The following is a 25268-nucleotide window of genomic DNA, read 5'->3' as shown; positions in this document are numbered from 1 at the left end:
ATACTCAGTGAAACAAATACAGCTTTAACGCCTATAAGGAGAATCACATGCGCTTGACTCACCTGCTTGCCCTCGTTGCACCACTGGCATTCCTCTTACCCCTCAGTGCCCAGGCCGATAACTGGCCTGCCGGTGCAAAAGAGGCATACATGAAGGATTGCACTGCAGCAGCCAGCCAAAGTGTCGATCAGAAAACCGCCCAGCAACATTGCGCATGCGGTGCAGAAAAAATTTCCGAGAAGTTTTCGACTGCCGAGATCAAAGAGTTGATGAGCAAGACAAAAATGCCGAGCGTAGAGCTGCGGACCAAGGCTCTGGATGCTATTCAGGCCTGCCGGGCAACAAAATAGAGCCTGTTCAGGGGCTGATTTAAGCCTTGAGCAGAGCAAAAACGACCATAAAACGTCTTTTTGCTAAAAAAAATGCATCCTTTACTGCTTTTTTTCGAAGCTGCTTTAGCCATGAAACCCCCATAAAACGGGGACTTAAGGCATTTCAAGCGCCAGACAAATGCTAACAATGATGCAAACTGCCACTCAGGGGGGCTCCCAAACCGCACATTTCGACTATGATAGCTCGGTGTGCCCAGTTGGCCTGAGCAGCACAGTACTACTGAAAATATAAGTTTCTTGGAGATACACCATGTCTAATCGCCAAACCGGCACCGTAAAATGGTTCAACGATGAAAAAGGCTTCGGCTTCATCACTCCTCAAGGTGGCGGTGACGACCTGTTCGTACACTTCAAAGCTATCGAAAGCGACGGTTTCAAAAGCCTGAAAGAAGGCCAGACTGTTTCCTTCGTGGCTGAGAAAGGCCAAAAGGGTATGCAAGCTGCGCAGGTTCGTCCGGAGTAAATCTCCTTCGAACAAAAAAACCCCGTCCATGTGACGGGGTTTTTTATGCCTGCTCCAACGCTAAACGGGCTTAACCGCAGTTGACGCGGGTGATGATCGCGTTGTCATCTGCATTAAGATTCAAGCGGTCAGAGCGGTACTCAAGCGTCATGATGTCGTGTGGCAACAAGATCCGTGCATTCTGCGCGCCGGCCTTGACACGAGCCTGCTCCAGCAGCCCTGGCGACGCTTTCTGGCCGATCACAAATGCAGCTGCCTTAGCATCGCAACGACCACTGTTCGCCTCGGCGACAGGCTCTTTTGCTGTGCCCGGCGTGCTACAGCCAGACAGCGCTACAACCGCCAACAACGAACCCAATGTCACTAGCTTCCAAGACATGAAGCCTCCTTAAGATAAATAGTCGAAACCTTTGCGACAGTAATTCCGCAGATAGGTTGCACAGAGTCTCACGGTAAAAAACATTAACCGCAGGGCACAAGATATTGCCCGAGCGAAAAACAAGTGCACAGACCTAATAGTGACGGAATGTGTACACCCGCTAGTAAACATCAATGTAATCAAAAGGGGGGCGCGGCCAGTTGTCCTTCAGGGCGTTGTGGATCTGCATCACCCAGACCTCATCGCTTGCAGCTATCTTCCCGACATACCCCGATCCCGCGGCCCAGGTTTCAAGCCTGAAAAGTAGCTCGTCGATGTCTGTACCACCTACGACACTTGACGAAATATAGGCAATGCCTGCCTTAGTCACGCGTAACTGAGTATGTACATCGTCACTGGCCGAGGCCAACAACCTGCGGACCGCATCAACCGTCAGCGCCTCAGGGTCGTTCAAATCAATTTGCATGTTCAGGTTCCGCCCTCAAAATCCCGAGTGTGGCACGCACACCGATCACATGCGAAAGTTGAAGCGCCAAAAGCTGCGGATCATGCTTAACTTTGAGCCCCAGATAGCATCAGCATGGCTTTTTGCTAAAATCGCGTTTCCCACCCCCCTCTTGAGATACCCATGACAACAGTCACCATCGATGCAGACATCAAAGCCAAATGGCCTCAAGGACAGTGCTCCTATAGCCCTGGAAGCCCGGAAGAGCTGGCCATCATCGGTATCGACCTGTTAGTCAAAGAGCTCGGCACCGAGTCGGCCAAAGCCTTTGTCAGCCAAATTTTCGAAAAGTACAAAGACCCCGACTTTACGAAAGTGACATAAGCCGACACAGGCTCAAGTCAGTTCAGCCGCCCCAGGCGCGCAGTCAGCAAATCAAAAAAGCCCTGGGCGTCGCCGTTCTCAACCCAAAAAGCGTTTTTTGGCTGTTTTAACGTGTCATACCAGTCTGCAATTGTTTGACCGAAGGTTGGGCCTTCGCGGGTATCGACGACCAAATTAACCTCTCGCCCGGAAAACAGCTCGGGCTTGAGCAGATAGGCAATCACACTGGCATCGTGCACCGGACCTCCTGGCAGTCCGTAATGCGCCATATCGTTCTTCACGTACTCATTCAAAATATCGCCAACCAATTTGCCGGCCGTATTGCCCAGCGAAGCAATTTGTTTCAGGCGTTGGTCGCTGGTCAGGATCTTGTGCGTCACATCAAGCGGGACATAAACCAGCTTGACGCCACTTTTCAGCACCACGTCTGCCGCATGGGGATCGGCGTAGATATTGAACTCGGCTACAGGAGTGATATTGCCGCCGTTGAAATGAGCACCGCCCATGACCACGACCTCCTTGATGCCCTTGGTGATATCAGGCGCCTGAATCAAGGCCAGCGCCAGGTTGGTTTGTGGCCCGAGCATGGCAATAGTGACACTGCCAGGCCTGGCTGCGCGTAACGTATCGATCAGGTAGTGACTGCATTGGCCTGCTCAAGCCCTTTCGCAGGCTCGTGCACCGGCACACCCGTAACACCTTCCTGACCATGAATGTTCTCGGCGTAGATAGGCGTGCGCACCAGGGGTTTTGGAGCCCCGGCATAGACGGGAACCTCTTCACGACCAGCCCACTCCCGGGCAAGACGTGCATTGCGCGAAGTTTTGTCCAGGCGAACGTTACCCGCCACAGTGGTAATCCCCAGCACATTGAGCTGCTCGGGCGAGGCCAGCGCCAACAGCAATGCAACGACGTCATCAGCCCCGGGGTCAGTGTCGATGATCAGATCAATTTTGTCGGCAGCTTGAACACTAGAAATACTGAGAACGGACAAAAACAAGACACTCCTGATCAGATGATGAAAAATTTGCTTAAAACGCGACATGACTAACTCCTTGTATGATTTTTTAAAAAGTAACCCCTGCGATCAAAGCGATATTGCTGTAAGGACGGCACTCTCCCGTACGAACAATCACTTTTGCTTGCTGGCATAACTCCTTGAACTCACTGTGAGCGAGCAAATTCCTGCCCCCCAAATCGCCCCGACTGTTGTGCAGGTCGATGCCTGACAATGCCGCGCAAGGCGCTAGCAGCAGCTCGTGCGCCAGCACATGACTTTGCACCTGCATCTCACTGAGCACCGTGCTCAGCGTACTGCAAAAATCCGGCACCCCCTGCGTCAGCGCCAGATCAATCAGATCAACGCCCTTGGGCACTGGCAAACCGGCGTCAGCAATAATGACGATGTCACCATGCCCCAGCGAGGCAATAGCCCGGGAGAGCGCGATGTTGAGCAAAGGTGTTTTCTTCATGACGAGGCAAAGTCCTTTATATCCTGCAACCCGGGAATAGAGGGCTGCGCACCTGCACGGGTCACTGACAAGGCGGCCGCAGTCTGGGCAAAGCGGATCGCTTCGTCCTCCCCTTTGCCTGCGGCCAGCGCGGCCGAAAAGGCACCTACAAAGGTGTCACCGGCGGCAGTTGCATCAACAGCCTCTACCTTGGGGGCTGCAAAGTGCACGACCCGCTGCGCACTGACCAGCAATGCACCTTGCGACCCCAGCGTCACAATGATGTTGCTCGCCCCTAGTGCCATCAGGCTGCGCGCAGCCAATTCTGCGGACTCAAGGGAGTCGACTGGCACCCCGCTGAGTGCCTGGGCCTCACTTTCATTCGGGATCAAGTAATCAACCAGTGCATACCATTGCACCGGTAACGGCCCGCTGGCGGGAGCTGGATTGAGGACGACAATTTTATCCAGTTCACGCCCGCGCTTGAGGACATGACCGACCGTATCCATCGGCACCTCAAGCTGGCAAATAATGACCTTCGCCCCTTGCAGCATGCCGTCAACCGTCATGATGTCTTGAGCGTCGAGACAGCCATTGGCACCCGGCACCACCACTATGGTGTTCTGACTGTCGGTATCCACCACGATCAGCGCGACACCACTCGCACCCTGCGCCACAGTACGCACCGCCTGACAGTCGATGCCCTCGGCCTCCAGCCCCTCACGCAGTTGCACGCCGTACGCATCGGTGCCTACGCACCCGACCATAGCCACGCTAGCACCCAGACGCGCTGCCGCCACCGCCTGGTTCGCCCCCTTGCCGCCATGGACGGTGCCAAAGGCCTGCCCGAAAACTGTTTCACCCGGACGCGGCAGGCGCTCTGCACGGGTGACCAGGTCCATATTGAGGCTGCCAACCACCACTACATTTGCTTGCATGTATCGACACTCATCCATTGGATTTGCAGGAGGGTTGCACCGGCGCCCCGACATAGGCTGCTGTCGACTCTCGCAACACGATACTTGGCGTCACAATTCGCTGCTCCACCGCCCGCCCGGGCGATGCAATACGACGCAACAATAACTGCGCTGCCATTTCACCCAGTTGCAAAATCGACTGGCCGACGGTCGTCAGCGCCGGGTAGACATAGCGACTCATCTGCACATCATCAAAGCCTATGACTGACAGCTGGTCCGGTACTCGAATATTGCGCTCGGCAGCAGCCCGCAAAACGCCGATACCCATCATGTCGTTGCAGGCGAAAATAGCCGAAGGCCGGTCGTTTTCCAGCAGCCTGACAGCCGCCTGATAACCCCCGACACTGCTGAAATCACTCTCGATCATCCAGGCCCCGGGCGCTGAAATTCCGGCTTCTGCCAACGCCCGCAGATAACCGGCAGTACGTAGCTGCGCCACACGGGTGATTGCAGGGCCACCAATACAGGCAATGGCCCTGTGCCCCAGATCGAGTAAATGACGGGTGGCCAGGGTGGCCAGATAGGCCCCCAGCTCGTGATCGATCCGCACCAGATCGGCATCGATACCTTCGAGATTGCGATCGACGATGACCATGGGCGTTCGTACACCGACCAGACCGCTCGCCAGCCCGAGGTCTCCACCGGCCGAGGCCACAACCAGCCCATCCACGCGCTTCTCAAGCAATACCCGCAGATAATTGCGCTGCTTGTCAGGATCATCGTCGCAGTTGCACAAAATGACGCAGTAATTGTTGCGCTCGCAATAGTCTTCGATACCTCGCGCCAACTCGGCGAAGTACGGGTTCAGGCTGTTGGCCACCAGCAACCCGATAGTCGCAGTGGTCTTGGCCTTCAAGGAGCGCGCGACAGCACTGGGCACATAATCAAGACGCGCAATGGCCTCCTCCACCTTTAAACGCACCGGCTCACTCACCGGGCGCGTTTTGTTCAGGACATGTGAAACCGTGGTGTAAGAAATGCCGGCCATAGCAGCGACATCTTTAATGGTTGCCATTATTCAGTTCCGTCGCCGTGCACGTTGACTGCGGTAAGTATCCAGGACCACTGCCATCACTATGACAGCACCGGTAATAATACGCTTTGTCGGCTCGGTTGCGCCGATTTGAGCCAGCCCCGCGGCCAATACCGAAATGATCAGCACCCCAAAAAAAGTGCTGATGACGGAGCCGCGCCCGCCCATCAAACTCGTTCCCCCGATCACCACCGCAGCAATAACCTGCAACTCAAGCCCCGACCCCGCATTGGGGTCTGCGGCTTCCAGGCGCGATATCTGAAACAACGCAGCTACGCCTGCAAGCAATCCCATCAAGCTGAAGACCAGGATCTTGTACGGTTTGGGATTGATACCGGACAGGCGAACGGCTTCCTCGTTAGTGCCGATCCCGATCAGATAACGGCCAAACACCGTACGCGTCAGCACCGCCTGAGCCACGACAATGATCAGCAACGCAATGATGAAAGAAGGCGAAATGCCAAATGCAATCGGGTTCGACAACCAGGCGAAAGCATCGCCTATGTAGGCCGTACGTGAGCCCGTCATTTGATAGGCCGCGCCCCGGGCCATTTCCAGAACGCCCAATGAAACAATAAAGGAAGGAATTCGCCAGGCGACACTGATCGACCCCGTGATCGTACCTGCCAGCGCAGCACAAGCCATGCCCAGCAAAGCCGCAGGCAAAATGCCCCAGCCCCACCCCAGAATTGCCACACTGACCGCTGACGCCGCCAATGCCAGTACCGACCCTACCGACAGGTCGATTCCACCAATGATCAATACAAACGTCATCCCGACAGACAGCACCATCAAGTCCGGAATCTGATTGGCCAGCGTGCTCAACGTGTCGTAGGAAAAGAAGTGATCGCTAAGACTTGAGAACAGCACAATCATGGCCAGCAAGGCGCCAGCCAGCCCCAGATAAGTGCCGGTTCCGTAATAGTTGCGTGCACTTTTTTGCACAGCCGCGGTGGACTTCATGAGGCTTCCTTTGGCGTTGCTTCTGCGAGCAACGCATCTCGTGTTTGATAACCTGCAAAAGCGGCTGCCAGCAGCTGCTCCTGACTCCAGTTGTTACGCTCGAACGTTTCTATCAGGCGCCCTGCTGACAGCACGCCGATACGATCACAGATCAACATCAGTTCACGCAGGTCACTCGATACCACCACCAGCGCCCTGCCCTGACGGGTCAGTTCACCAAGCAGACGGTAGATATCAAACTTGGCACCGATATCGATGCCACGGGTGGGCTCATCAAACAGCAAAACCGTACAGTCGCGTTCCAGCCAGCGGCCGATGACCACCTTCTGCTGGTTACCGCCGGAAAGTTGCGACACCACTTGCCCGGGCCCTGAACTGCGGATGCCCATCGCGTCGATCTGGCGTTGCGCCAGCGCAGCCTCCTGCACACCGCTCACCAGCCCCAGACTGGAAACCCGGTGCATATTGCCCAAGCCTATGTTGGCACTGATCGACTGGGTCAATAGCAGGCCCTCACCTTTGCGGTCTTCGGTAATCAGGGCGATCCCTTGTTTCACGGCCTGCGCCGGCGAACGGATCTTGACCACCTGCAGCGGGGACCCGACTGCAACGGTGCCGCTATCTGCCAGATCAGCACCGTAGATCAACCGCAAGAGCTCGGTCCGCCCGGCTCCGATCAAACCTGAAATGCCAAATATTTCGCCCTTTCTGACTTCAAATGAGACATCCCGCACCTTATCTGACCGACCCAGCGCCGAGACCCTGAGCGCCGTCTCACCCAACTGGCGCGTCCCGAGCTCCAATGCATCGCCCAGTTCGCGCCCTACCATCAGATGGACCAATTGTTCGCTGCTGTAGTTGGCTATCGGCTCAACACACACCAGGCTGCCATCACGCAGCACAGCAATGCGCTGCGCCACCCGCGCCAGCTCTTCCAGCCGATGGGAGATGTAAATAATTGCCACGCCGCGAGCCTGAAGCCGCTCGATCTGAACAAACAGCATCTCGACTTCACGGGCCGTCAGCATGGCCGTCGGCTCATCCAGGATCAGCACATGGCAATCGCCAATCAAATTACGGGCGATTTCCACCATTTGCTGGTGACCAATGCCAAGATCGCCGACCAATGTGTCAGGGTCTATGGACTCCAGGCCTACCTGGGCCATTGCTTCAATGGCGGACTTGCGCAATTGCCTGCGATTGATCCAGCCCAGGTGGCCGGGCAGATTATCCAGAAACAGGTTCTCGGCCACGGTCAGGGTGGGGAGCAGATTGAGCTCCTGCATGACCATACGCACCCCCTGTCGCTCAGCTTCTGAACGACTGCCTGGCGTGTAGGCATGGCCATTGAATTGCATCTGCCCCTGGGTCGGTAACTCCAGACCGGCGATGACTTTTGACAGCGTGCTTTTTCCGGCGCCATTTTCGCCCGTCAAGGCCAGCACTTCACCGCGATACAACGCCAGATCGATGCCCGTCAAAACGGGTTGCGTATAGGTTTTGCCGATCCCGCTGACTGACAGGACCACGCTGGCATTGGGAGCAGACATAAAACTTCTCCGGGCACCTGCCCGACCGGGCAGGTGTCTGTGACAGCGAATGGGACTATTTTTTGGTTATCAGCTCGACCGGAGTATCAATCACGCCATCCTTGAGGTTCTCCACCGGCTCGTTCTTGAGCAGCTTGAGCGCGGTCTGGATGCCATACACGGCCTGTTCGGCAGCCGCCTGATCAGCCGTGGCAAGCACACGGCCGTCCTCCAGCATCGGCTTGATCGCATCAATGTTGTCATAGCCCACGACTTGCACCTTGCCTGCTTTACCCGCCGCACGGATTGCCGACACTGCCCCTACGGCCATGTTGTCATTGCCCGCCAGCAGCGCCTTCAGGTTGGGATATTCACTGAGCATGGCCGCAGCTTTTTTGTTGCCGCCGTCGATTTCCCAGTCGCCCGATTGCGTCGACACAATTTTCATCCCTGCGGCGTCCATTGCATCCTTGAAGCCTGCGGTACGCATTTGCGCATTGGTGGTGGTCGATACACCTTCAATGATGCCCACCTCATCGCCCGGCTTCAGCTGCTTCGCCAGATAGTCCCCGACTTCACGCGCGCCCTTTCTGTTGTTCGGGCCCACGAACGGTACTTCGATACCTTTGCTTTTCAGCACTTCGGGGTCGAGCTGGTTATCGATATTGACCACTACGATTCCGCGATCCCGGGCTTTCTTGATCGCCGAAACCAGTGCTTTGGAGTCTGCAGGAGCAATTACCAGCGCATCGACTTTGGCAATGATCATCTGATTGATTATGTCAATTTGACCGGCTGTGTCGGTTTCATTCTTGATTCCGTTGGAGACCAGATCGAAATCCGCAGAATGAGCCTTTTGATAGGCCTTGCCACCGTCCTGCATCGTGACAAAGAACTCGTTGGCCAACGACTTCATCACCAAACCCACCTTGGGTTTTTGAGCAGTATCGGCGTGAGCGACAGAGAGGGTCAGGGAGGCTGCGGCCAACATGGCGACAGCGAGAAGGCGTCCAGCAAAGGGCAGCTTCATGGCAGTAACTCCGATCTTATGATTATTGTGAGCAACGTCCGGCCCGGATAAAGCCTGAAAAAATACAGGGTCAGAGCCCAGAGAATACGGCTCTAAAAGCACCGCGCAAACGTTTGCTTGAACCTCACTATGTAAAGCGGTTGGTTTTTTGTCAACGTGAAAAACAGACTGTAACGAGCCGACAAACGGTCGAGTCTCCGAACAAATAACCGCCCGCTGTTCGGAAAACCGTCCAGAACTGCCCAATGTAAAAAACAAACAATAATTTATTCATATAAATCAGATAGTTAGACGCATCAAAAATACACTTTGCAGTGGCACAGTTAGTGCTTTGTTAGGCAACGCGTGCGCAAGAGAAGGCACGTGCGGTGCTCGATGTCGGTACATCAGCAAGCCCACCAATAAGAGAGAAAATAATGAAACCTGCTGTGTTAAAAACCATTGTTCCGGCCGCCCTGGCCTTTCTGTTGGCCATGCCTGCCGTTCAGGCACAAGAGACCACCAAACCTAACGTTGTCATCCTGGCAACCGGCGGCACCATTGCTGGCGCAGGTGCCAGCGCAGCCAACAGCGCGACCTACACCGCCGCCAAAGTGGGTATCGACCAACTGATTGCCGGTGTTCCCGAACTGAGCCAATTGGCAAACGTACGCGGCGAGCAAGTCATGCAAATCGCGTCCGAAAGCATCACCAACGACAATTTGCTGCAATTGGGCCGCCGCGTCGCCGAACTGGCTGACAGCGAGGATGTCGATGGCATCGTCATCACTCACGGCACCGATACCCTCGAAGAAACTGCCTACTTCCTCAACCTGGTCGAAAAAACCGACAAGCCGATCATCGTCGTCGGCTCCATGCGCCCGGGCACTGCCATGTCCGCAGACGGCATGCTCAACCTGTACAACGCCGTGGCGGTAGCCGGCAGCAAAGAAGCACGGGGCAAAGGTGTACTGGTCACCATGAACGACGAGATCCAGTCGGGCCGTGATGTCACCAAATCAATGAACATCAAGACCGAAGCATTCAAGAGCCCTTGGGGCCCGCTCGGCATGGTGGTTGAAGGTAAATCTTACTGGTTCCGCTTGCCGGCCAAGCGTCACACCATGGATTCCGAGTTCGACATCAAAAACATCAAGTCCCTGCCAAACGTAGGCATCGCCTACTCCTATGGCAACGTCGACGACACTGCCTACAAAGCCTTTGCACAGGCCGGCGCCAAAGCCATCATCCACGTTGGCACAGGCAACGGTTCCGTGTCCTCGCGTGTAGTGCCTACCCTGCAGGCCCTGCGCAAAGACGGCATCCAAATCATCCGTTCTTCCCACGTTAATAACGGCGGATTCGTACTGCGTAACGCAGAACAACCTGACGACAAATACGACTGGGTTGTCGCCCACGACCTGAACCCGCAAAAAGCCCGCATCCTGGCCATGGTCGCCCTGACCAAAACCCAAGACAGCAAAGAACTGCAGCGGATGTTCTGGGAGTATTGATCTGATCCACGCCGGACACTGCCCAGTGCCCGGCGTTGAAACCACTCAACCTCCCCGGTGAGTGGTCCAATTAATTGATTTTTCTCCCCTTCTCGCACTAAACCGAAAAAACGCAGTCCGATCCGCAGCCAAATGAATTCAAACAGTTGCCAAATCCCATACAGTTAAATACTGTATGCCCATACAGCAACCAAGGATCGCATCATGGCTAAAAAACCGGTCAAAGCGCCACCCCTTCCAAGCCCCTACGAAATTTTCGGAACCCGCATACAAAAAATCATCAGCTCGCCTAAAGCTCAAAAAGACAAAATGGCGGTGCTTGAACGACTGGAGGGCGACAATCCCGAATTCTGGGAGCGCCTGTTAGAAGAGATCTCCGAAAACGACAATGTCACAATCGCCCATCGCGATGATGGCGGGGTCAATGTTTTCTGGACCGTACCAGAGGAAGATTGAGTCAATGAGGGTTCGTATACTGGCATTAGCCAGCCTCTTTACCGCTATAAGTGCCCATGCTGCGGCTCCGCAGACCTTCAGCGAAGCCAAGAAAGTCGCCTGGAAACTCTATGCACCACAGTCCACCGAGTTCTATTGTGGCTGTAAATACACCGGCAATCGGGTGGATCTCAAAGCCTGCGGGTATGTACCCAGGAAGAACGCCAATCGTGCAGCCCGTATCGAGTGGGAACACATAGTTCCCGCCTGGCAAATTGGCCACCAGCGCCAATGCTGGCAAAGCGGCGGTCGAAAAAACTGCACCCGCCACGACCCGGTCTACAAAGTGGCAGAGGCCGACCTGCACAACCTGGTGCCCAGCATCGGCGAGGTCAACGGAGACCGAAGCAACTTCAGTTTTGGCTGGCTCCCCGCGCAGGCGGGCCAATACGGTTCATGCCTGACCCAGGTCGACTTCAAAGCCAAGAAGGTCATGCCCCGGCCGTCGATTCGCGGCATGATTGCACGCACCTACTTCTACATGAGCAAACGCTACGACCTGCGCCTGTCCAAGCAAGATCGGCAACTGTATGAAGCGTGGAACAAGACCTACCCGGTCCAGGCCTGGGAGCGTCAACGGAATCAGGCCGTAGCCTGCGTCATGGGCCGTGGTAACGAGTTCGTCGGCCCGGTCAACCTCAAAGCCTGCGGCTGACAGCATTGCCTGCGCCACGCCTTGAACCCTGAACACCGGCAGGGTTCAAGGCAGCTTGCACTCCCGTAACCGACCCCTTTCACCCGCTCATTTGTTGCTGAACCGGCATTGCTCAACTATTACTCAGGGAATGATAAAGCACCCACGATTTGACCAGAGACAACAGGTAGTCAACGAGCTCGTCCAGCGTATCGAAAGCGGTCTATTGGCAGACGGCCATCCCCTCCCCGGCGAAGAGCAACTAGCCCTGGAACTGCGGGTTAGCACCGGCACGCTATGCGAAGCGCTGGCCGAGCTGGAAAGGCGCAGATACATCGCCATGCAGGCCGAAGGCAGCGCCATCGTCACCTACGACGGCATTACCCTCGACCAGAATAACGGCTGGACTCAGGCCCTGGCCAACACAGGCGCCAGGATCTGCACTGAGCTTCTGCAACTCCAGACCCAGGAGCGTCCGGAGCTGGCACCTCAATTTGGCTTGAGCCGATTCGTCATTCTGGTTCGCCGCCGCCGTGACAATGACACCGCCATTTCCCTGGAGCGCTCGCTCATGCCCGCCACCGGCGGCCTCGAAGGCCTGCCACGAACCGGACTGATAGATGACTCGCTGACTATCACTTTGGCCGCCTACGGCTTTGTAGCCGAGAGCGGTGATCAATGGATCAGCGCGGCCCCCCTCGGTGCAGAAGACGCGTTGCTCCTGGGACGAACCGCAGGAACCGTTTTCCTCAAGGCCCTGCGCACAACTTTCGACCGGCACGGGCGCTTTATGGAGCAGGTAGAAAGCTGGCTGGATCCTCAGCACTTCCGGATGTACCAATCTCTGGGCGCCAAAGGCATTGATCACACCTGGTGATGCCCGTGAGCCGGTGTACTGCCTGCAAAACCCCCATCCGCAATCCGACCAAAGACTGCAAGTGAATCTCTACAAAAACTTCATGAAACGCTGGAAAAAGCCCAAAGTGCTGTTTTAACCTTACACTTTGGCTCCCCTCCAGAGACACCAGCGCCCGATACCTCCTGCAAGAGGTCGGGCTACTTGCGTGCATGCAGGGGAGCGCTCTCCTGACTTGTGACGATACTTTTGAAACTCATCATTATTGCTGTTTACGTTTTGTCCATTGCGCATGTGCACCTGCGGGGCAAAGTTCGCCATAAACTGGGGCGCCAGCTGAGCGATCACTCGACCTTCCTGGCGCCCATCAACTGCTTCCTGTATTTGTTCTCCAAAGTTCCCAGCCAGCCTTATTTGAAACCGGCAGATTTCCCGCAGTTACAACCCTTGCAGGATCACTGGATGGAGATCCGCGACGAAGCGCGCAACTTGATGCAGGCAGGCGAAATCAAACGATCTGAGCAACCGAATGATGTCGGTTTCAACTCATTCTTCAAGAGTGGCTGGAAGCGCTTTTATCTCAAGTGGTATGGCGACAATCATCCGTCGGCAGTTGAAATGTGCCCACGCACCATTGAGCTGCTCAACGGTATCGGCATCATCAAGGCGGCCATGTTTGCCGAGTTGCCACCCGGTTCAAAGCTGGTACGTCATCGCGACCCTTATGCGGGCTCGTTGCGCTTTCACCTGGGCCTGGACACCCCGAATGATCCGGGCTGCTATATCAACGTCGACGGGCAGAACTACTCCTGGCGCGACGGCGAAGCCGTGATGTTTGACGAAACCTTCATCCATTACGCCGAAAACACCACCGCTGAGAATCGCATCATCCTGTTCTGCGATGTGGAGCGCCCCATGCAATATCGCTGGGCAGCAGCCTTCAATCAGTGGTTCAGCCGCACGGTCATGGCGTCGGCCAGCGCCCCCAACGATACCGGCGATAAAACCGGTGCCCTGAACCGCGCGTTTACCAGGCTGTACAAAATCCGCCTGCGCGGCAAGGAACTGAAAAAACGTAATCGCACGCGCTACTACCTGGAAAAATGGGCGATTTTCGGCGGCTTGATGGCGCTGTTTCTGGTCATCTAGCCCCCCTGCCTCGCGATGCGCTTGAGGCTATCGCGAGGCAGGCTCGCTCCTACCGAGCAGATGCCACCGCCACAAGGTGGCCAGCAACCCCGCCACGCACACTATGAGCAGGTACTCACCTGACAATCAGCGGTGGCAAGGTCCCCAGTAGTGAAACAGCAGCCACGGCCATCAAGCCAAATAACCACTCAAGCGCCACACTGTTGCGCAAGACAGCAAAGTGGCCAGCGCGGCTCATCAGCAGATTGAACAACGCCAGCAACAGCATCACGCCAACCAGGGTCACTTTAATCAGCAGGATCAGTGCGAAACCTTCGAACAGCGGCGTAGGCCAAAGTGCACCTGTCAGAACCCGGGTATTGATAAGACCGGTCACAATGATCCCGGCCACCAGCACAAACCCCAGATTGCTGAAGCGCCGCAGCACCCGATCCACACTTTGCCCGGCAGGACGAGTGAGCAACAGCAACAACCCCGACAAGCCGCCAACCCAGGCCCCGACACACATCAGGTGAATGAACTGGTTGAGCATCAGCAGTTGACCGCGCCAGCCATCCAGCATCGCGCCATGCCCCACTGGCGCCAGGGTGGCCAGCAACAGCACGCTGAAGATCCACGCGGCCTTAAAACCGGAATTTGCATAAAGCGCAACGAGCAACAACACATTGAACAGCAGGTGCCCGGCCCAGACCTGACCAAAAAAAGTGCTGCCCAACACCAGCCAGAGAGTGTCGGGGTCCAGGGTCTCAGGCCAGCTGCCGGCCATCGAATGGGTGGTCAGCAGTAACCAGGCCAGGCCGCTGACCAACGCCAGCCAGGCCAGAGCGCAGCAAAATCTGTGCAACAGACCATCAATCGCAGGTGACGGCTTGATCGCCAGCAGCAAGGGCCTGAATGCGCTGACGCCAAAGATCAGCAGCACAGCGCAGAAATGCACAAATCGGCATACAACCATGTCGCTGACCATCAACTCAGTTGCCCACCGTGAAGCCGTACTGACCAGCGCTGTTATGGGTGTCAACCGAAACGGCCTTCCAGTCCACGCTGTACTTGCCTGCTGGCAACGCTTGAGCCGGGGTCACAATCAGCACCTTCTTGTTACCGGGCTCTGTCTTGATGCTGCTTACAGCAACCGGCGCGCCGTCGTGGCTGAGGGTCACCTTGGTGAACTTTTCTTCAACCCCTTCGCTGAAGGTCAGGCGCACTTCATTGGCAGTGGCGACCGTGCTGTCGGCCGCAGGTGTCGACTGTTGCAGATGGGCATGGGCAGAGGCCGAGCCGGCACCGGCCAGCAGTGTCAGCAACGCAGCGGTATTAAGGATTTTTTTCAAGAGGACAGCAGACATGGCGAAGTACCTTGAGATAGAAATGCGCAGTGATAATACTCGCCTAATCTCAATTGAGGGGCACCCGCCCCCTGCAAATGCGAGCAACACAGGTGCCGCCTGTTACTGCAACGCATTACCCGCAAGGACTTCATCATGCCCATCCGCCTGAGTTTTATCTGTCATGCCCGCACTGAAGCCCAGCGTCTGGGCCGCTTTGCTCTGGATGAACCGGCTGACCCCAAGGGATTGCTGCAAGCGCAGGAAATGGCTGCGGCCTTGAAGAAGCCTGTGCGAATTCTTTGCGCCCCCGAAACCCGAACCTTGCAAACTGCCCAGGCGCTGGGTGACGACATCGAGATCGTGCCGGCGCTGGAGGATTACGACTTCGGCGAGTGGCGAGGCTTGCGCCTGGTCGACCTGCAGCAAAGTATTCCCCAGGTACTCGCCGACTGGACCAACAACCCCGGGTCGGCGCCCCATGCTGGCGAGTCGGTAGAAGCCCTGTGCCTGCGGGTCGGCGCCTGGCTCGATGAGTTTCGCGAGGAAGGCCATTTTGCGGTCGTGACCCACCCCTTCGTCATCCGCGCCGCCATCCTGCATGCGCTGGCCGCAAGCAGCGCATCCTTCAACCTGATTGATGTAGAACCACTGTCCAGGGTCGAGTTGCGTTTTAACGAACGCTGGCGGCTGCGGGTCTGAATCACTCCTCCAGCGTCAGCCCACCCGGCGGCAACGGCAGCGCCGTTTTGTAGCGCACCTGTTTCAGGGCGAAGCTGGACCGGATGTTCGCAACCCCGGGCACTTTGGTCAAAAAGTCCATCATGAAGCGTTCCAACGCCTGAATGCTCGGCACCAGCACCCGGATCAGATAATCCGGGTCGCCGGCCATCAAATAGCACTCCATGACTTCGTGACGATCTGAGATCGCGGCCTCAAATTTTTGCAAGGCTTCTTCAACCTGTTTCTCCAGGCTGACATGGATGAACACATTCACGTGCAGGCCCAGCATGTCGGCGTCCAGCAAGGTGACTTGCTCACGAATCAGCCCGCGTTCTTCCATGGCCTTTACCCGATTGAAACAGGGTGTGGGGGACAAGTTGACCGAACGTGCAAGGTCCGCATTGGTGATGCGCGCATTCTGCTGAAGGCTGTTGAGAATCCCGATATCCGTTCGATCTAGCTTGCGCATGAGACAAAAGCACCTGTTTTTTGTGTTTATAAAGAATTCTTATCCTTAATCGCTGCAAAGCACAACGAACTACAGAGAAATATTCTTCACTGTCAGGAATATGATTGTTGTAGGACAAAATCCGGCTTGATCACCCGCCGGATTTTCGACGCAAAAACTAGCTCCCGCGCCTAATAAACACGACAAGATCGAGCGTAGAGAAAGCCATGACTGAATATGCACCGCTGCGCCTGCACGTTCCCGAACCCTCCGGCCGTCCAGGCTGCAAGACCGATTTCAGCTACCTTCGCCTGACCGATGCCGGTCTGGTGCGCAAACCCCCTGTCGATGTAGAGCCTGCCGATACCGCCGATCTGGCCAAAGGCCTGATTCGCGTGCTCGACGATCAGGGTCAGGCACTCGGCCCCTGGGCAGAAGGCGTCTCGACCGAGATCCTGCGGGCGGGCATGCGCGCCATGCTCAAAACGCGGATTTTCGACACCCGGATGGTGGTTGCCCAGCGTCAGAAAAAAATGTCGTTCTATATGCAAAGCCTTGGCGAAGAAGCCATTGGCAGCGCCCAGGCCCTGGCCTTGAACATCGACGACATGTGCTTCCCGACCTACCGCCAGCAGAGCATTTTGATGGCCCGCGACGTGCCTCTGGTGGATCTGATCTGCCAGTTGCTGTCCAACGAACGCGATCCACTTAAAGGCCGTCAGTTGCCGATTATGTATTCGGTCCGGGACTACGGCTTTTTCAGTATTTCCGGCAACCTCGCGACCCAATTCATGCAAGCGGTCGGCTGGGGCATGGCATCGGCGATCAAGGGCGACACCAAAATCGCCTCCGCCTGGATCGGTGATGGCGCCACCGCCGAATCGGACTTTCACACCGCCCTGACCTTTGCCCACGTCTACCGCGCGCCGGTGATTCTTAACGTGGTGAATAACCAGTGGGCCATTTCGACCTTCCAGGCGATTGCCGGTGGCGAAGCCACCACCTTCGCCGGACGTGGCGTGGGCTGCGGCATTGCCTCGCTGCGCGTCGACGGTAACGACTTCATCGCGGTGTACGCCGCCTCGGTCTGGGCCGCGGAGCGCGCACGACGCAATCTGGGGCCGACACTGATTGAGTGGGTCACGTATCGCGCCGGCCCGCACTCCACTTCTGACGACCCTTCCAAGTACCGTCCTGCCGATGACTGGAGCCACTTCCCGCTGGGCGATCCGATCATTCGCCTCAAACAGCACCTGATTGCCACTGGCAACTGGTCCGAGGAAGAGCACGCAGCCGTCAGCGCCGAACTCGAAGCCGAAATCATCGGTGCACAGAAAGAAGCCGAGCGATTTGGCACCCTGGCCGGCGGCCAGATGCCAAGCGCGGCGACGATCTTTGAGGACGTGTACAAGGACATGCCCGAGCACTTGCGTCGGCAACGTCAGGAATTGGGGTTATAACCAGATGAACGACAACAATAAAATTCTGATGGAGAACGCCGTGAGCACCAGCACCATGACGATGATCCAGGCCCTGCGCTCGGCCATGGATGTGATGCTTGAGCGCGACGACAATGTGGTGATATTTGGCCAGGATGTGGGCTACTTCGGCGGCGTATTTCGTTGCACCGAAGGCCTGCAGGCCAAATACGGCAGCTCGCGGGTGTTCGACGCCCCGATCTCGGAAAGCGGCATCGTCGGCGCCGCCGTCGGTATGGGCGCCTATGGCCTGCGCCCGGTTGCCGAAATCCAGTTTGCCGACTACTTCTACCCGGCATCCGACCAGATCGTTTCCGAAGCGGCCCGCTTGCGCTACCGCTCGGCCGGTGAGTTTATCGCCCCCATGACCCTGCGCATGCCCTGCGGCGGCGGCATCTATGGCGGCCAGACCCACAGCCAGAGCCCGGAAGCCATGTTCACCCAGGTATGCGGCCTGCGCACCGTCATGCCGTCCAACCCCTACGACGCCAAAGGCCTGCTGATTGCCGCCATCGAAAACGATGACCCGGTGATTTTCCTGGAACCAAAACGCCTGTACAACGGCCCCTTTGACGGCCACCACGAACGCCCGGTTACCCCGTGGTCCAAGCACCCGGCCAGTGCCGTACCCGATGGCTATTACACTGTGCCGCTGGATTGCGCCGCGATCGTGCGCCCCGGCACTGAAGTCACCATCCTGACCTACGGCACCACCGTCTATGTGGCCCAGGTCGCTACCGAAGAAACCGGCATCGACGCTGAAGTCATCGATCTGCGCAGCCTGTGGCCGCTGGATCTGGACGCCATTGTCACCTCCGTGAAAAAAACCCGCCGTTGCGTCGTCGTGCACGAAGCCACCCGCACCTGCGGTTTTGGCGCCGAGCTGATTGCGCTGGTTCAAGAGCACTGCTTCCACTATCTGGAAGCACCTATTGAACGCGTCACAGGCTGGGATACGCCTTATCCGCATGCTCAGGAATGGGCTTACTTCCCGGGCCCTGCACGGGTCGGTGCGGCTTTGCAACGGGTTATGGAGGTCTGAATGGGTACGCACGTTATCAAGATGCCGGACATTGGCGAAGGCATTGCGCAAGTTGAACTGGTGGAATGGTTTGTCAAAGTCGGTGACATGGTCAGCGAAGACCAGGTGGTCGCCGATGTGATGACCGACAAGGCCACCGTGGACATTCCCTCCCCGGTAGCGGGCAGAGTCCTGGCCCTGGGCGGCCAGCCCGGCGAAGTAATGGCCGTAGGCAGCGAGCTGATTCGTATCGAAGTCGAAGGCGCGGGTAACCTGCGCGAAAGCGCTCAGCCGGCCGCTGCTGCAGAACCGCTGGCCGCCGCCCCGAAAGCTGCGCCACAGGCCCGGGTCGAAGTGGCGCTGGTCACGGCCCCGGCAATCAAGCCTGCTGCGGCCCAACGGCCTGCACCTGTAGCCCGCGAAGCCAATGAACGTCCGCTGGCCTCCCCGGCCGTGCGAAAACGCGCCTGGGATGCCGGCATCGAATTGCGCTTTGTCATCGGCAGCGGCCCGGCAGGACGTGTGCTGCACGACGACCTTGAGGCTTATCTGGCGCAAGACAACACCTGCGTCGCGGCACCGGCCAGCGGTTATGCCAAACGCAACGATGAACAACAGATCCCGGTGATCGGCCTGCGCCGCAAAATCGCCCAGCGCATGCAGGAGGCCAAGCGCCGCGCCGCACACTTCAGTTATGTCGAAGAAGTCGACGTCACTGCCCTTGAAGAACTGCGCGCGCAGCTCAATCAAAAATGGGGCGAAAGCCGGGGCAAGCTGACCCTGTTGCCGTTTCTGGTACGGGCGATGGTGGTGGCCTTGCGCGACTTTCCGCAAATCAACGTTCGGTATGACGATGAAGCGCAAATCATCACCCGCTTTGGCGCCGCCCACATCGGAGTTGCCGCGCAAAGCGACGGCGGCTTGATGGTGCCGGTGGTCCGACACGCCGAAACCCTGACCCTGTGGGGCGCGGCCAATGAAATCACGCGCCTGGCCAACGCCGTGCGCGCCGGCAAGGCGACCCGTGAAGAACTCAGCGGCTCGACCATTACCCTGACCAGCCTTGGCGCACTGGGCGGAATCGTCAGTACCCCGGTGGTCAACCTGCCCGAAGTCGCGATTGTCGGGGTCAATCGCATCGTCGAACGGCCAGTGGTAGTCAAAGGCCAGATCGTGATCCGCAAAATGATGAACCTCTCCAGCTCCTTCGACCATCGGGTAGTGGACGGCATGGACGCAGCTCAATTTATCCAGGCCATGCGTGGCTTGCTCGAACAACCAGCCACCCTGTTTCTGGAGTGAACATGCAGCCAACCCAACACACCACGCTGCTGATTATCGGTGGCGGCCCTGGCGGCTACGTGGCTGCCATCCGCGCCGGCCAGCTGGGAATTGCAACAGTCCTGATCGAAGGTCAGGCGCTGGGCGGTACCTGCCTGAACGTCGGTTGCATCCCGTCCAAGGCGCTGATCCATGTGGCCGAGCAATTTCACACCACCCAAGGCTACAGCAATAACAGTTCGCCACTGGGGATCAAGACCCAGGCCCCGACCCTCGACATTGGCCAGAGCGTTCAGTGGAAAAACGGCATCGTTGATCGCCTCACCAGCGGCGTCGGTGCGTTGCTGAAAAAGAACGGCGTCAAGGTCATCCACGGCTGGGCCAAAATCCTCGATGGCAAGGCGGTTGAAGTCGACGGCCAGCGGATCGAGTGCGAACACCTGTTGCTGGCCACCGGCTCGAAAAGTGTCGACCTGCCGATTCTGCCCATTGGTGGCGCGATTATTTCCTCCACCGAAGCCCTGACCCCCACCAACATACCAAGGCGTCTGACCGTGGTCGGCGCGGGTTATATCGGACTGGAACTGGGCATCGCCTATCGCAAGCTGGGCGCGGAAGTCACGGTGGTCGAGGCCCGCGACCGGATCCTGCCGACCTACGATAAAGATCTGACGCTGCCCGTTGCCGAGTCCCTCAAGGCATTGGGCATCACTCTGTATCTGGAACATAGCGTCGAAGGCTTCCAGGCCAGCAGCAAAACCCTGTCGATGCGCAATGCCCTGGGCGAAAGCCAGACTCTGGAAACCGACCAGGTCCTGGTCGCAGTGGGACGTCGCCCGCACACCCGGGGCTTCAACCTTGAGACCCTGGCGTTGGCCATGAACGGCCCGGCGGTACGGGTCGACAATCGCTGTCAGACCAGCATGCGCAATGTATGGGCGATCGGCGACCTGACCGGTGAGCCGATGCTGGCTCACCGGGCCATGGCCCAGGGCGAGATGGTCGCCGAGATCATTGCCGGCAAACAGCGCGAGTTCTGCCCGACAGCCATTGCCGCGGTGTGCTTTACCGATCCGGAAATTGTCGTGGTCGGTAAATCCCCCGCCGAAGCCGAAGCGGCGGGCCTGGACTACATAAGCGCAAGCTTCCCGTTCAGCGCCAATGGTCGCGCCATGACCCTGGAATCAAAAAGCGGATTCGTGCGGGTTGTTGCGCGGCGTGACAACCACCTGATTCTCGGTTGGCAAGCAGTGGGCGCCGGTGTTTCGGAGCTGTCCACGGCCTTCGGCCAGTCGCTGGAAATGGGGGCTTGCCTGGAAGACATCGCCGGCACCATCCACGCTCACCCGACCCTGGGCGAAGCCGTGCAAGAAGCCGCGCTGCGTGCGCTGGGGCATGCACTACATCTCTAACCCGTAGGAGCGAGCTTGCTCGCGAGCTTTTAACGCTACAACCATAAGCTCGCGAGCAAGCTCGCTCCTACAGACAAGTCGCTGCTGCAGTGCGGCTCAGCTTCTGAACAAGCTCCACAAGAACGCCAACATCTCAAAAGCGCAGTAAAACCTGTAGGAGCGAGCTTGCTCGCGAGCTTTTCCAACGCTGCAACCATGAGCTCGCGAGCAAGCTCGCTCCTACAGATAAGTCGCTGCTGCAGTGCGGGTCAGCTTCTGAACAGGCTCCACAAGAACGCCAGCAAGCCGCCTAACGTCGCAATCCCCGCCAGCCAGCCAATCGCCGACAAACCCTGCCACACTGGCCCCGCTGCCGCTATTTGCGGACCAAATGCGATCAGCAGCGCGCTGATCAGCAACGCCAGCGACAATCGGGTCGAGGCCAGTCGCAATGAGCGCTCCAACCGTTCCAGCCCCGGCATGTCCACCTTGAGATCCAGCACCCCGTGCTTGAGACGGTGCACCATCAGGCGCGTAAGCTTGGGCAGGTCGCTCAGCACCCCGCGCCCCAGTTCCAGACCGTCGATGCCCAACCCCCTGGCCACTTTCCAGCTGAATTGCTCACGCAGCATTTTCTCGACTGCCGGCTTCGCCGTGGCGATCAAATCCAGATCAGGATCAAGTTGCGTCAATACCCCGTCAGCTGTGATCAGCGCCTTGAACAACACCAGTAAATCCGGCGGCAGCAACAAACGATATTCACGGATCAAACCGAGAAAATCGGTGATCAACGCGCTGATTTTCAATTGCCCCCCTGTGTGGCGGGCCATATATTCGCGGGCGGCCTGTTCGATCTGTGACAGGTCTTGCACGCGCTCCCCGCTCCAGTCAATCAGCACACCCACAAGGAGCTCGGTACTGCCCTCGGTCAACGCGCGCATGAAATTCATGACCTCAAGGCGCCGTCGCTCATCCAGTCGACCCACCATGCCAAAGTCGATAAAGCCTACGCGGTTATCACTCATTGCCCGCAGATTGCCCGGGTGCGGGTCGCCATGGAACAACCCGTCCTCCAGCAGCATTTTAATAAAGGCTCGTGCCCCGCGGCTGGCCAGCAAGCCGGGATCAAGCCCTTGTTCGATCAGTGCATCCCGCGCCAAGGGGGTAAAGCTGGGCAAGAATTCCTGCACCAATAACCGTTGGCTACTGAAAGCCCAATAGATACGCGGGATGACGATATGCGGCGTCTGCGCAAAGTTCTGCGCGATGCTGTCGCCGTTCTGCCCCTCCTGAGTGAAGTCCAGCTCCTCCAGCATCGCCCGGGCCAGCTGCCTGACCATCTGGCGCGGCTGATACACCGCCAGCGCGGCATTCTGCTCAACCAGCTGGGCCAGGCTTTCGAGCAACTGCAAGTCGGCGGTCATGGTGTGCCGCAAGCCGGGCCGTTGCACCTTGACCACCACCGCCTCGCCACTCAGTAAACGTGCAAGGTACACCTGGGCCATGGAGGCCGCGGCAAGGGGCTGAGTGTCGAACTCGGCAAATACCTGATCGAGACCGCAGCCCAAATCCTCCAGCACCTGTGCCTCCAGCTCGGCCCATGGCAGGGTTGAGGCCTGACTGTGCAAGGCCTGTAGTTCATTGACCCACTCCGGCCCCAGGATGTCGCGGCGGCTGGCCAGGATCTGCCCGCACTTGATAAACGTTGGCCCCAGCGCTTCCAGGGCCATGCGCACCCGCTGCGGCGTACTGGCCGGCAGCGATTCACCGGGCTCGGCATTGACGTCCACCAGCAAACGGCCCAGGCCCAGACGCAGCAGTACGTCCTGGGCACCGAAGCGCACCAGGGTGGCGACAATCTGATGAAGCCTGCGGTGGTGTTTCAAAGCCGTCCACGAGGAATCAAGCATGGTTACGCGTCCTGTTTAAAGTAGTGCCGGGGCCCGGTCAGACCAAGATTCGGACCTTCAGAGTCGCTGAACATTCGATTAATTAAAGTTCGCCTACGCTTGCAGGCAAGCAAACGCTGTGCGTGATGGCCCAAGACCAGTAGAATCGCGCTCTTTTTTCCAGGGCACTCGCCATGACCTCTCCCAAAACACCGCATGAAGCCGAGTCCCAGACCAGCGATCTGGTCTTTGGTCTCGAAGCCCGTCCCAAGCCATGGATCGCTTTCCTGGCAGCGCTGCAACATCTGCTGGCGATCATTGTTCCTATCGTCACCCCCGGCCTGCTGATTTGCCAGGCGCTGGGCGTCTCGACCCGCGACACCAACATGATTGTGTCCATGTCCCTGGTGATCTCCGGGATTGCCACCTTTGTTCAGTGCAAGCGCTTCGGGCCTTTCGGCGCCGGGCTGTTGATCGTGCAAGGCACCAGCTTCAACTTTGTCGGCCCGCTGATCGCGGGCGGCGCGTTGATGGTGAAACAAGGCACCCCGGTTGAAGGGGTGATGGCTGCCATTTTTGGCGTGGTGATTGCCGGTTCGTTTGTCGAAATGGGCATTTCCCGGGTACTGCCGTTTGTAAAACGCATGATCACCCCGCTGGTGACCGGCATCGTCGTACTGATGATTGGCCTGACCCTGATTAAAGTCGGCCTGATCAGCATGGGTGGCGGCTTCACCGCAATGGGCAACGGCACCTTCGCCAATGGCGAAAACCTGATGCTGTCAGGCGTGGTGCTGGCGATTATCGTGATCCTCAACCGCATCCCGCTGGTCTGGATGCGCAGCTGCGCCATCGTCATCGCACTGGCCGTGGGCTACGCCCTGGCGGGCTACCTCGGACGTCTGGACTTCACCGGCATGCACCAGGCCGAAGTATTCCAGGTGCCGGTACCGCTGCACTTTGGCCTGAGCTTCTCATGGGCCTTGTTCATTCCGATGCTGGTGATTTATCTGGTGACCTCGCTGGAAGCCATTGGTGATGTGACCGCCACCAGCAAAGTCTCGCGCGAGCCCGTTGAAGGCCCGGTGTGGATGCAGCGCATCAAGGGCGGCGTACTGGTCAACGGCGCCAACTCGCTGCTGGCAGGTATTTTCAACACCTTCCCGAGCTCGATCTTTGCCCAGAACAACGGGGTGATTCAGCTGACCGGCATCGCCAGTCGCCATATTGGCGTGTGGATTGCCGGCATGCTGGTGCTGCTGGGGCTGTTCCCCAGCGTTGCCGGTGCCATTCAGGCAGTGCCTGAGCCAGTACTCGGTGGTGCGGCCATGGTGATGTTCGGGGCTGTTGCAGCCTCCGGGATCAATATTCTGGCCAGCACTACACTGGACCGTCGTGCCCTGTTGATCATTGCGGTGTCGCTGGCGCTGGGGCTTGGTGTGTCGCAAGTCCCTGAGTTCCTGGCCCACATGCCCGCCGCCCTGCGCAATGTGCTGGAGTCCGGTGTGGCCACAGGGGGTATTTGCGCCTTGTTACTGAACTGGTTCCTGCCGGAAGCAGAAAAGAAATAACCCGCAATACGACCATCAACGGCAGGATTGCCTTGAGCCATCCTGCCTGGCCTTGAACCGGGCCTGTACCCTGTACCGACCGTCCCTTTGCAACCAGGAGTCTGGCGTGACTGAACCCGGAATCAACCATCAGCAAGCCCTTGATCGCTTTCTCGGCGAGCACCCCGAACTGGCAGCCGAGCTTGAGAAGTTAAACCCCTTGGCCGCCCGTGCGGTGGGCCAATCGATGCAGGAATATCGCCAGGAACGTTTAAACGAAGCCTTCGAGGCCGAGGCTGAACGCCTGGGCTTTTTTGCCTGGGAACTGACGCTGCAATTGACCAGTGCCAGCGCCGAGGAGTTTGAGGCCCAACGTCTTGAGGTACACCGCGAGGTGGCACAAATGGCAGGTATGGACTGGGACGAATATTGCGAGCTGCATGGCCTGTAGGAGCGAGCTTGCCTCGCGATGCCAGCACACAGCTTGCG

Annotated in this window: 27 protein-coding genes and 1 pseudogene; 15 read left to right on the top strand and 13 right to left on the bottom strand. The window is 57.7% G+C overall.

From position 1 onward, the window contains the following. Positions 1-47 precede the first annotated feature (47 nt). Together EQV90_RS11650 and EQV90_RS11645 are read left to right on the top strand one after the other, a co-directional pair. Positions 48-350 carry a hypothetical protein gene (locus EQV90_RS11650; protein WP_003442172.1) on the top strand — a complete coding sequence of 101 codons (303 nt, stop codon included), beginning with the start codon at positions 48-50 and terminating at the stop codon, positions 348-350. A 292-nt stretch (positions 351-642) separates the two neighbouring features. After that, on the top strand, positions 643-855 hold the full coding sequence (locus EQV90_RS11645; protein ID WP_003179963.1) for a cold-shock protein: 213 nt from the start codon (positions 643-645) through the stop codon (positions 853-855). Between the two features lie 70 nt (positions 856-925). Here EQV90_RS11645 and EQV90_RS11640 read toward each other — a convergent pair whose 3' ends face one another. Both EQV90_RS11640 and EQV90_RS11635 read right to left on the bottom strand, forming a co-directional pair. Further along, positions 926-1234 (bottom strand): I78 family peptidase inhibitor, encoded by a 309-nt coding sequence (locus EQV90_RS11640; protein ID WP_003442169.1) that lies wholly within the window; start codon positions 1232-1234, stop codon positions 926-928. 160 nt (positions 1235-1394) lie between these two features. Next, positions 1395-1700 (bottom strand): hypothetical protein, encoded by a 306-nt coding sequence (locus EQV90_RS11635; protein WP_003442167.1) that lies wholly within the window; start codon positions 1698-1700, stop codon positions 1395-1397. 162 nt (positions 1701-1862) lie between these two features. Between EQV90_RS11635 and EQV90_RS11630 the strand changes: the two genes are divergently transcribed. Further along, complete coding sequence (locus EQV90_RS11630) at positions 1863-2063, top strand: hypothetical protein (protein ID WP_003442163.1); 201 nt, start codon at positions 1863-1865, stop codon at positions 2061-2063. 17 nt (positions 2064-2080) lie between these two features. On the opposite strand, the pseudogene EQV90_RS11625 reads toward EQV90_RS11630, so the two are convergent. From EQV90_RS11625 to EQV90_RS11595, 7 genes and pseudogenes are all read right to left on the bottom strand, one after another. Next, positions 2081-3108, bottom strand: a pseudogene (locus EQV90_RS11625) (nucleoside hydrolase). 22 nt (positions 3109-3130) lie between these two features. Continuing rightward, entirely contained in the window at positions 3131-3535 is a 405-nt protein-coding gene (gene rbsD / locus EQV90_RS11620; RefSeq protein WP_010656384.1) for a D-ribose pyranase, read from the bottom strand. Next, positions 3532-4452, bottom strand: coding sequence for a ribokinase (gene rbsK, locus EQV90_RS11615; protein WP_240878125.1), 921 nt, complete (start codon positions 4450-4452; stop codon positions 3532-3534). Before rbsK ends, rbsD begins: the two co-directional genes overlap by 4 nt. Positions 4453-4462: 10 nt before the next feature. Then, entirely contained in the window at positions 4463-5506 is a 1044-nt protein-coding gene (locus EQV90_RS11610) for a LacI family DNA-binding transcriptional regulator (RefSeq protein ID WP_240878124.1), read from the bottom strand. 3 nt (positions 5507-5509) lie between these two features. Continuing rightward, positions 5510-6487: an ABC transporter permease gene (locus EQV90_RS11605; protein ID WP_003442129.1), complete on the bottom strand. Its 978-nt coding sequence runs from the start codon at positions 6485-6487 to the stop codon at positions 5510-5512. Then, on the bottom strand, positions 6484-8037 hold the full coding sequence (locus EQV90_RS11600) for a sugar ABC transporter ATP-binding protein (RefSeq protein WP_003442127.1): 1554 nt from the start codon (positions 8035-8037) through the stop codon (positions 6484-6486). The genes EQV90_RS11605 and EQV90_RS11600 overlap by 4 nt, the downstream gene beginning before the upstream one ends. Positions 8038-8092: 55 nt before the next feature. Further along, complete coding sequence (locus EQV90_RS11595; protein WP_003442126.1) at positions 8093-9046, bottom strand: sugar ABC transporter substrate-binding protein; 954 nt, start codon at positions 9044-9046, stop codon at positions 8093-8095. A 416-nt stretch (positions 9047-9462) separates the two neighbouring features. Between EQV90_RS11595 and EQV90_RS11590 the strand changes: the two genes are divergently transcribed. From EQV90_RS11590 to lpxO, 5 genes are all read left to right on the top strand, one after another. Continuing rightward, on the top strand, positions 9463-10539 hold the full coding sequence (locus tag EQV90_RS11590; protein ID WP_003442123.1) for an asparaginase: 1077 nt from the start codon (positions 9463-9465) through the stop codon (positions 10537-10539). A gap of 204 nt (positions 10540-10743) precedes the next feature. Beyond that, positions 10744-10995 carry a DUF1654 domain-containing protein gene (locus EQV90_RS11585; RefSeq protein ID WP_003442121.1) on the top strand — a complete coding sequence of 84 codons (252 nt, stop codon included), beginning with the start codon at positions 10744-10746 and terminating at the stop codon, positions 10993-10995. 4 nt (positions 10996-10999) lie between these two features. Continuing rightward, complete coding sequence (locus EQV90_RS11580; protein WP_003442120.1) at positions 11000-11689, top strand: endonuclease I family protein; 690 nt, start codon at positions 11000-11002, stop codon at positions 11687-11689. 130 nt (positions 11690-11819) lie between these two features. Beyond that, the gene (locus EQV90_RS11575; RefSeq protein WP_240878123.1) at positions 11820-12545 is read left to right on the top strand and encodes a GntR family transcriptional regulator; all 726 of its coding nucleotides are present in this window, start codon (positions 11820-11822) and stop codon (positions 12543-12545) included. 228 nt (positions 12546-12773) lie between these two features. Then, positions 12774-13673 (top strand): lipid A hydroxylase LpxO, encoded by a 900-nt coding sequence (gene lpxO / locus EQV90_RS11570; RefSeq protein WP_003442116.1) that lies wholly within the window; start codon positions 12774-12776, stop codon positions 13671-13673. Between the two features lie 115 nt (positions 13674-13788). On the opposite strand, the gene copD is transcribed toward lpxO, so the two are convergent. Then, positions 13789-14640, bottom strand: coding sequence for a copper homeostasis membrane protein CopD (gene copD / locus EQV90_RS11565; protein ID WP_203009131.1), 852 nt, complete (start codon positions 14638-14640; stop codon positions 13789-13791). Between the two features lie 4 nt (positions 14641-14644). Continuing rightward, a complete protein-coding gene (gene copC, locus EQV90_RS11560) occupies positions 14645-15019 on the bottom strand; it encodes a copper homeostasis periplasmic binding protein CopC (protein ID WP_003442112.1) in 375 nt (124 codons plus the stop codon). 135 nt (positions 15020-15154) lie between these two features. Between copC and EQV90_RS11555 the strand changes: the two genes are divergently transcribed. After that, on the top strand, positions 15155-15700 hold the full coding sequence (locus EQV90_RS11555; RefSeq protein WP_003442110.1) for a histidine phosphatase family protein: 546 nt from the start codon (positions 15155-15157) through the stop codon (positions 15698-15700). A 1-nt stretch (position 15701) separates the two neighbouring features. Here EQV90_RS11555 and bkdR read toward each other — a convergent pair whose 3' ends face one another. Further along, positions 15702-16190: a Bkd operon transcriptional regulator BkdR gene (bkdR, locus tag EQV90_RS11550; RefSeq protein ID WP_003442107.1), complete on the bottom strand. Its 489-nt coding sequence runs from the start codon at positions 16188-16190 to the stop codon at positions 15702-15704. Positions 16191-16396: 206 nt separating this feature from the next. Here bkdR and EQV90_RS11545 point away from each other — a divergent pair, with 206 nt between their 5' ends. The 4 genes from EQV90_RS11545 to lpdA are packed head-to-tail and all read left to right on the top strand — an operon-like array spanning position 16397 to position 21361. Beyond that, complete coding sequence (locus tag EQV90_RS11545; RefSeq protein WP_003442106.1) at positions 16397-17629, top strand: 3-methyl-2-oxobutanoate dehydrogenase (2-methylpropanoyl-transferring) subunit alpha; 1233 nt, start codon at positions 16397-16399, stop codon at positions 17627-17629. 4 nt (positions 17630-17633) lie between these two features. Continuing rightward, positions 17634-18689, top strand: coding sequence for an alpha-ketoacid dehydrogenase subunit beta (locus tag EQV90_RS11540; RefSeq protein WP_240878122.1), 1056 nt, complete (start codon positions 17634-17636; stop codon positions 18687-18689). Continuing rightward, the gene (locus tag EQV90_RS11535) at positions 18690-19970 is read left to right on the top strand and encodes a dihydrolipoamide acetyltransferase family protein (RefSeq protein ID WP_202210877.1); all 1281 of its coding nucleotides are present in this window, start codon (positions 18690-18692) and stop codon (positions 19968-19970) included. A 2-nt stretch (positions 19971-19972) separates the two neighbouring features. Beyond that, on the top strand, positions 19973-21361 hold the full coding sequence (gene lpdA / locus EQV90_RS11530; RefSeq protein WP_240878121.1) for a dihydrolipoyl dehydrogenase: 1389 nt from the start codon (positions 19973-19975) through the stop codon (positions 21359-21361). Between the two features lie 248 nt (positions 21362-21609). On the opposite strand, the gene EQV90_RS11525 is transcribed toward lpdA, so the two are convergent. Beyond that, positions 21610-23250: an AarF/UbiB family protein gene (locus tag EQV90_RS11525; protein ID WP_240878120.1), complete on the bottom strand. Its 1641-nt coding sequence runs from the start codon at positions 23248-23250 to the stop codon at positions 21610-21612. A 173-nt stretch (positions 23251-23423) separates the two neighbouring features. Here EQV90_RS11525 and EQV90_RS11520 point away from each other — a divergent pair, with 173 nt between their 5' ends. Together EQV90_RS11520 and EQV90_RS11515 are read left to right on the top strand one after the other, a co-directional pair. Next, positions 23424-24800, top strand: coding sequence for a uracil-xanthine permease family protein (locus EQV90_RS11520; protein ID WP_160628054.1), 1377 nt, complete (start codon positions 23424-23426; stop codon positions 24798-24800). Positions 24801-24906: 106 nt separating this feature from the next. After that, positions 24907-25230 (top strand): DUF6388 family protein, encoded by a 324-nt coding sequence (locus EQV90_RS11515; RefSeq protein WP_160628056.1) that lies wholly within the window; start codon positions 24907-24909, stop codon positions 25228-25230. The last annotated feature ends 38 nt before the right edge of the window (positions 25231-25268 follow it).

This window comes from Pseudomonas sp. TMW22089 (assembly GCF_022496645.1).
GTDB classification, from domain to species: domain Bacteria; phylum Pseudomonadota; class Gammaproteobacteria; order Pseudomonadales; family Pseudomonadaceae; genus Aquipseudomonas; species Aquipseudomonas paraversuta.
The sequence above is the reverse complement of the archived record's forward strand: the minus strand, read 5'-3'. Positions and strand labels throughout refer to the sequence as shown.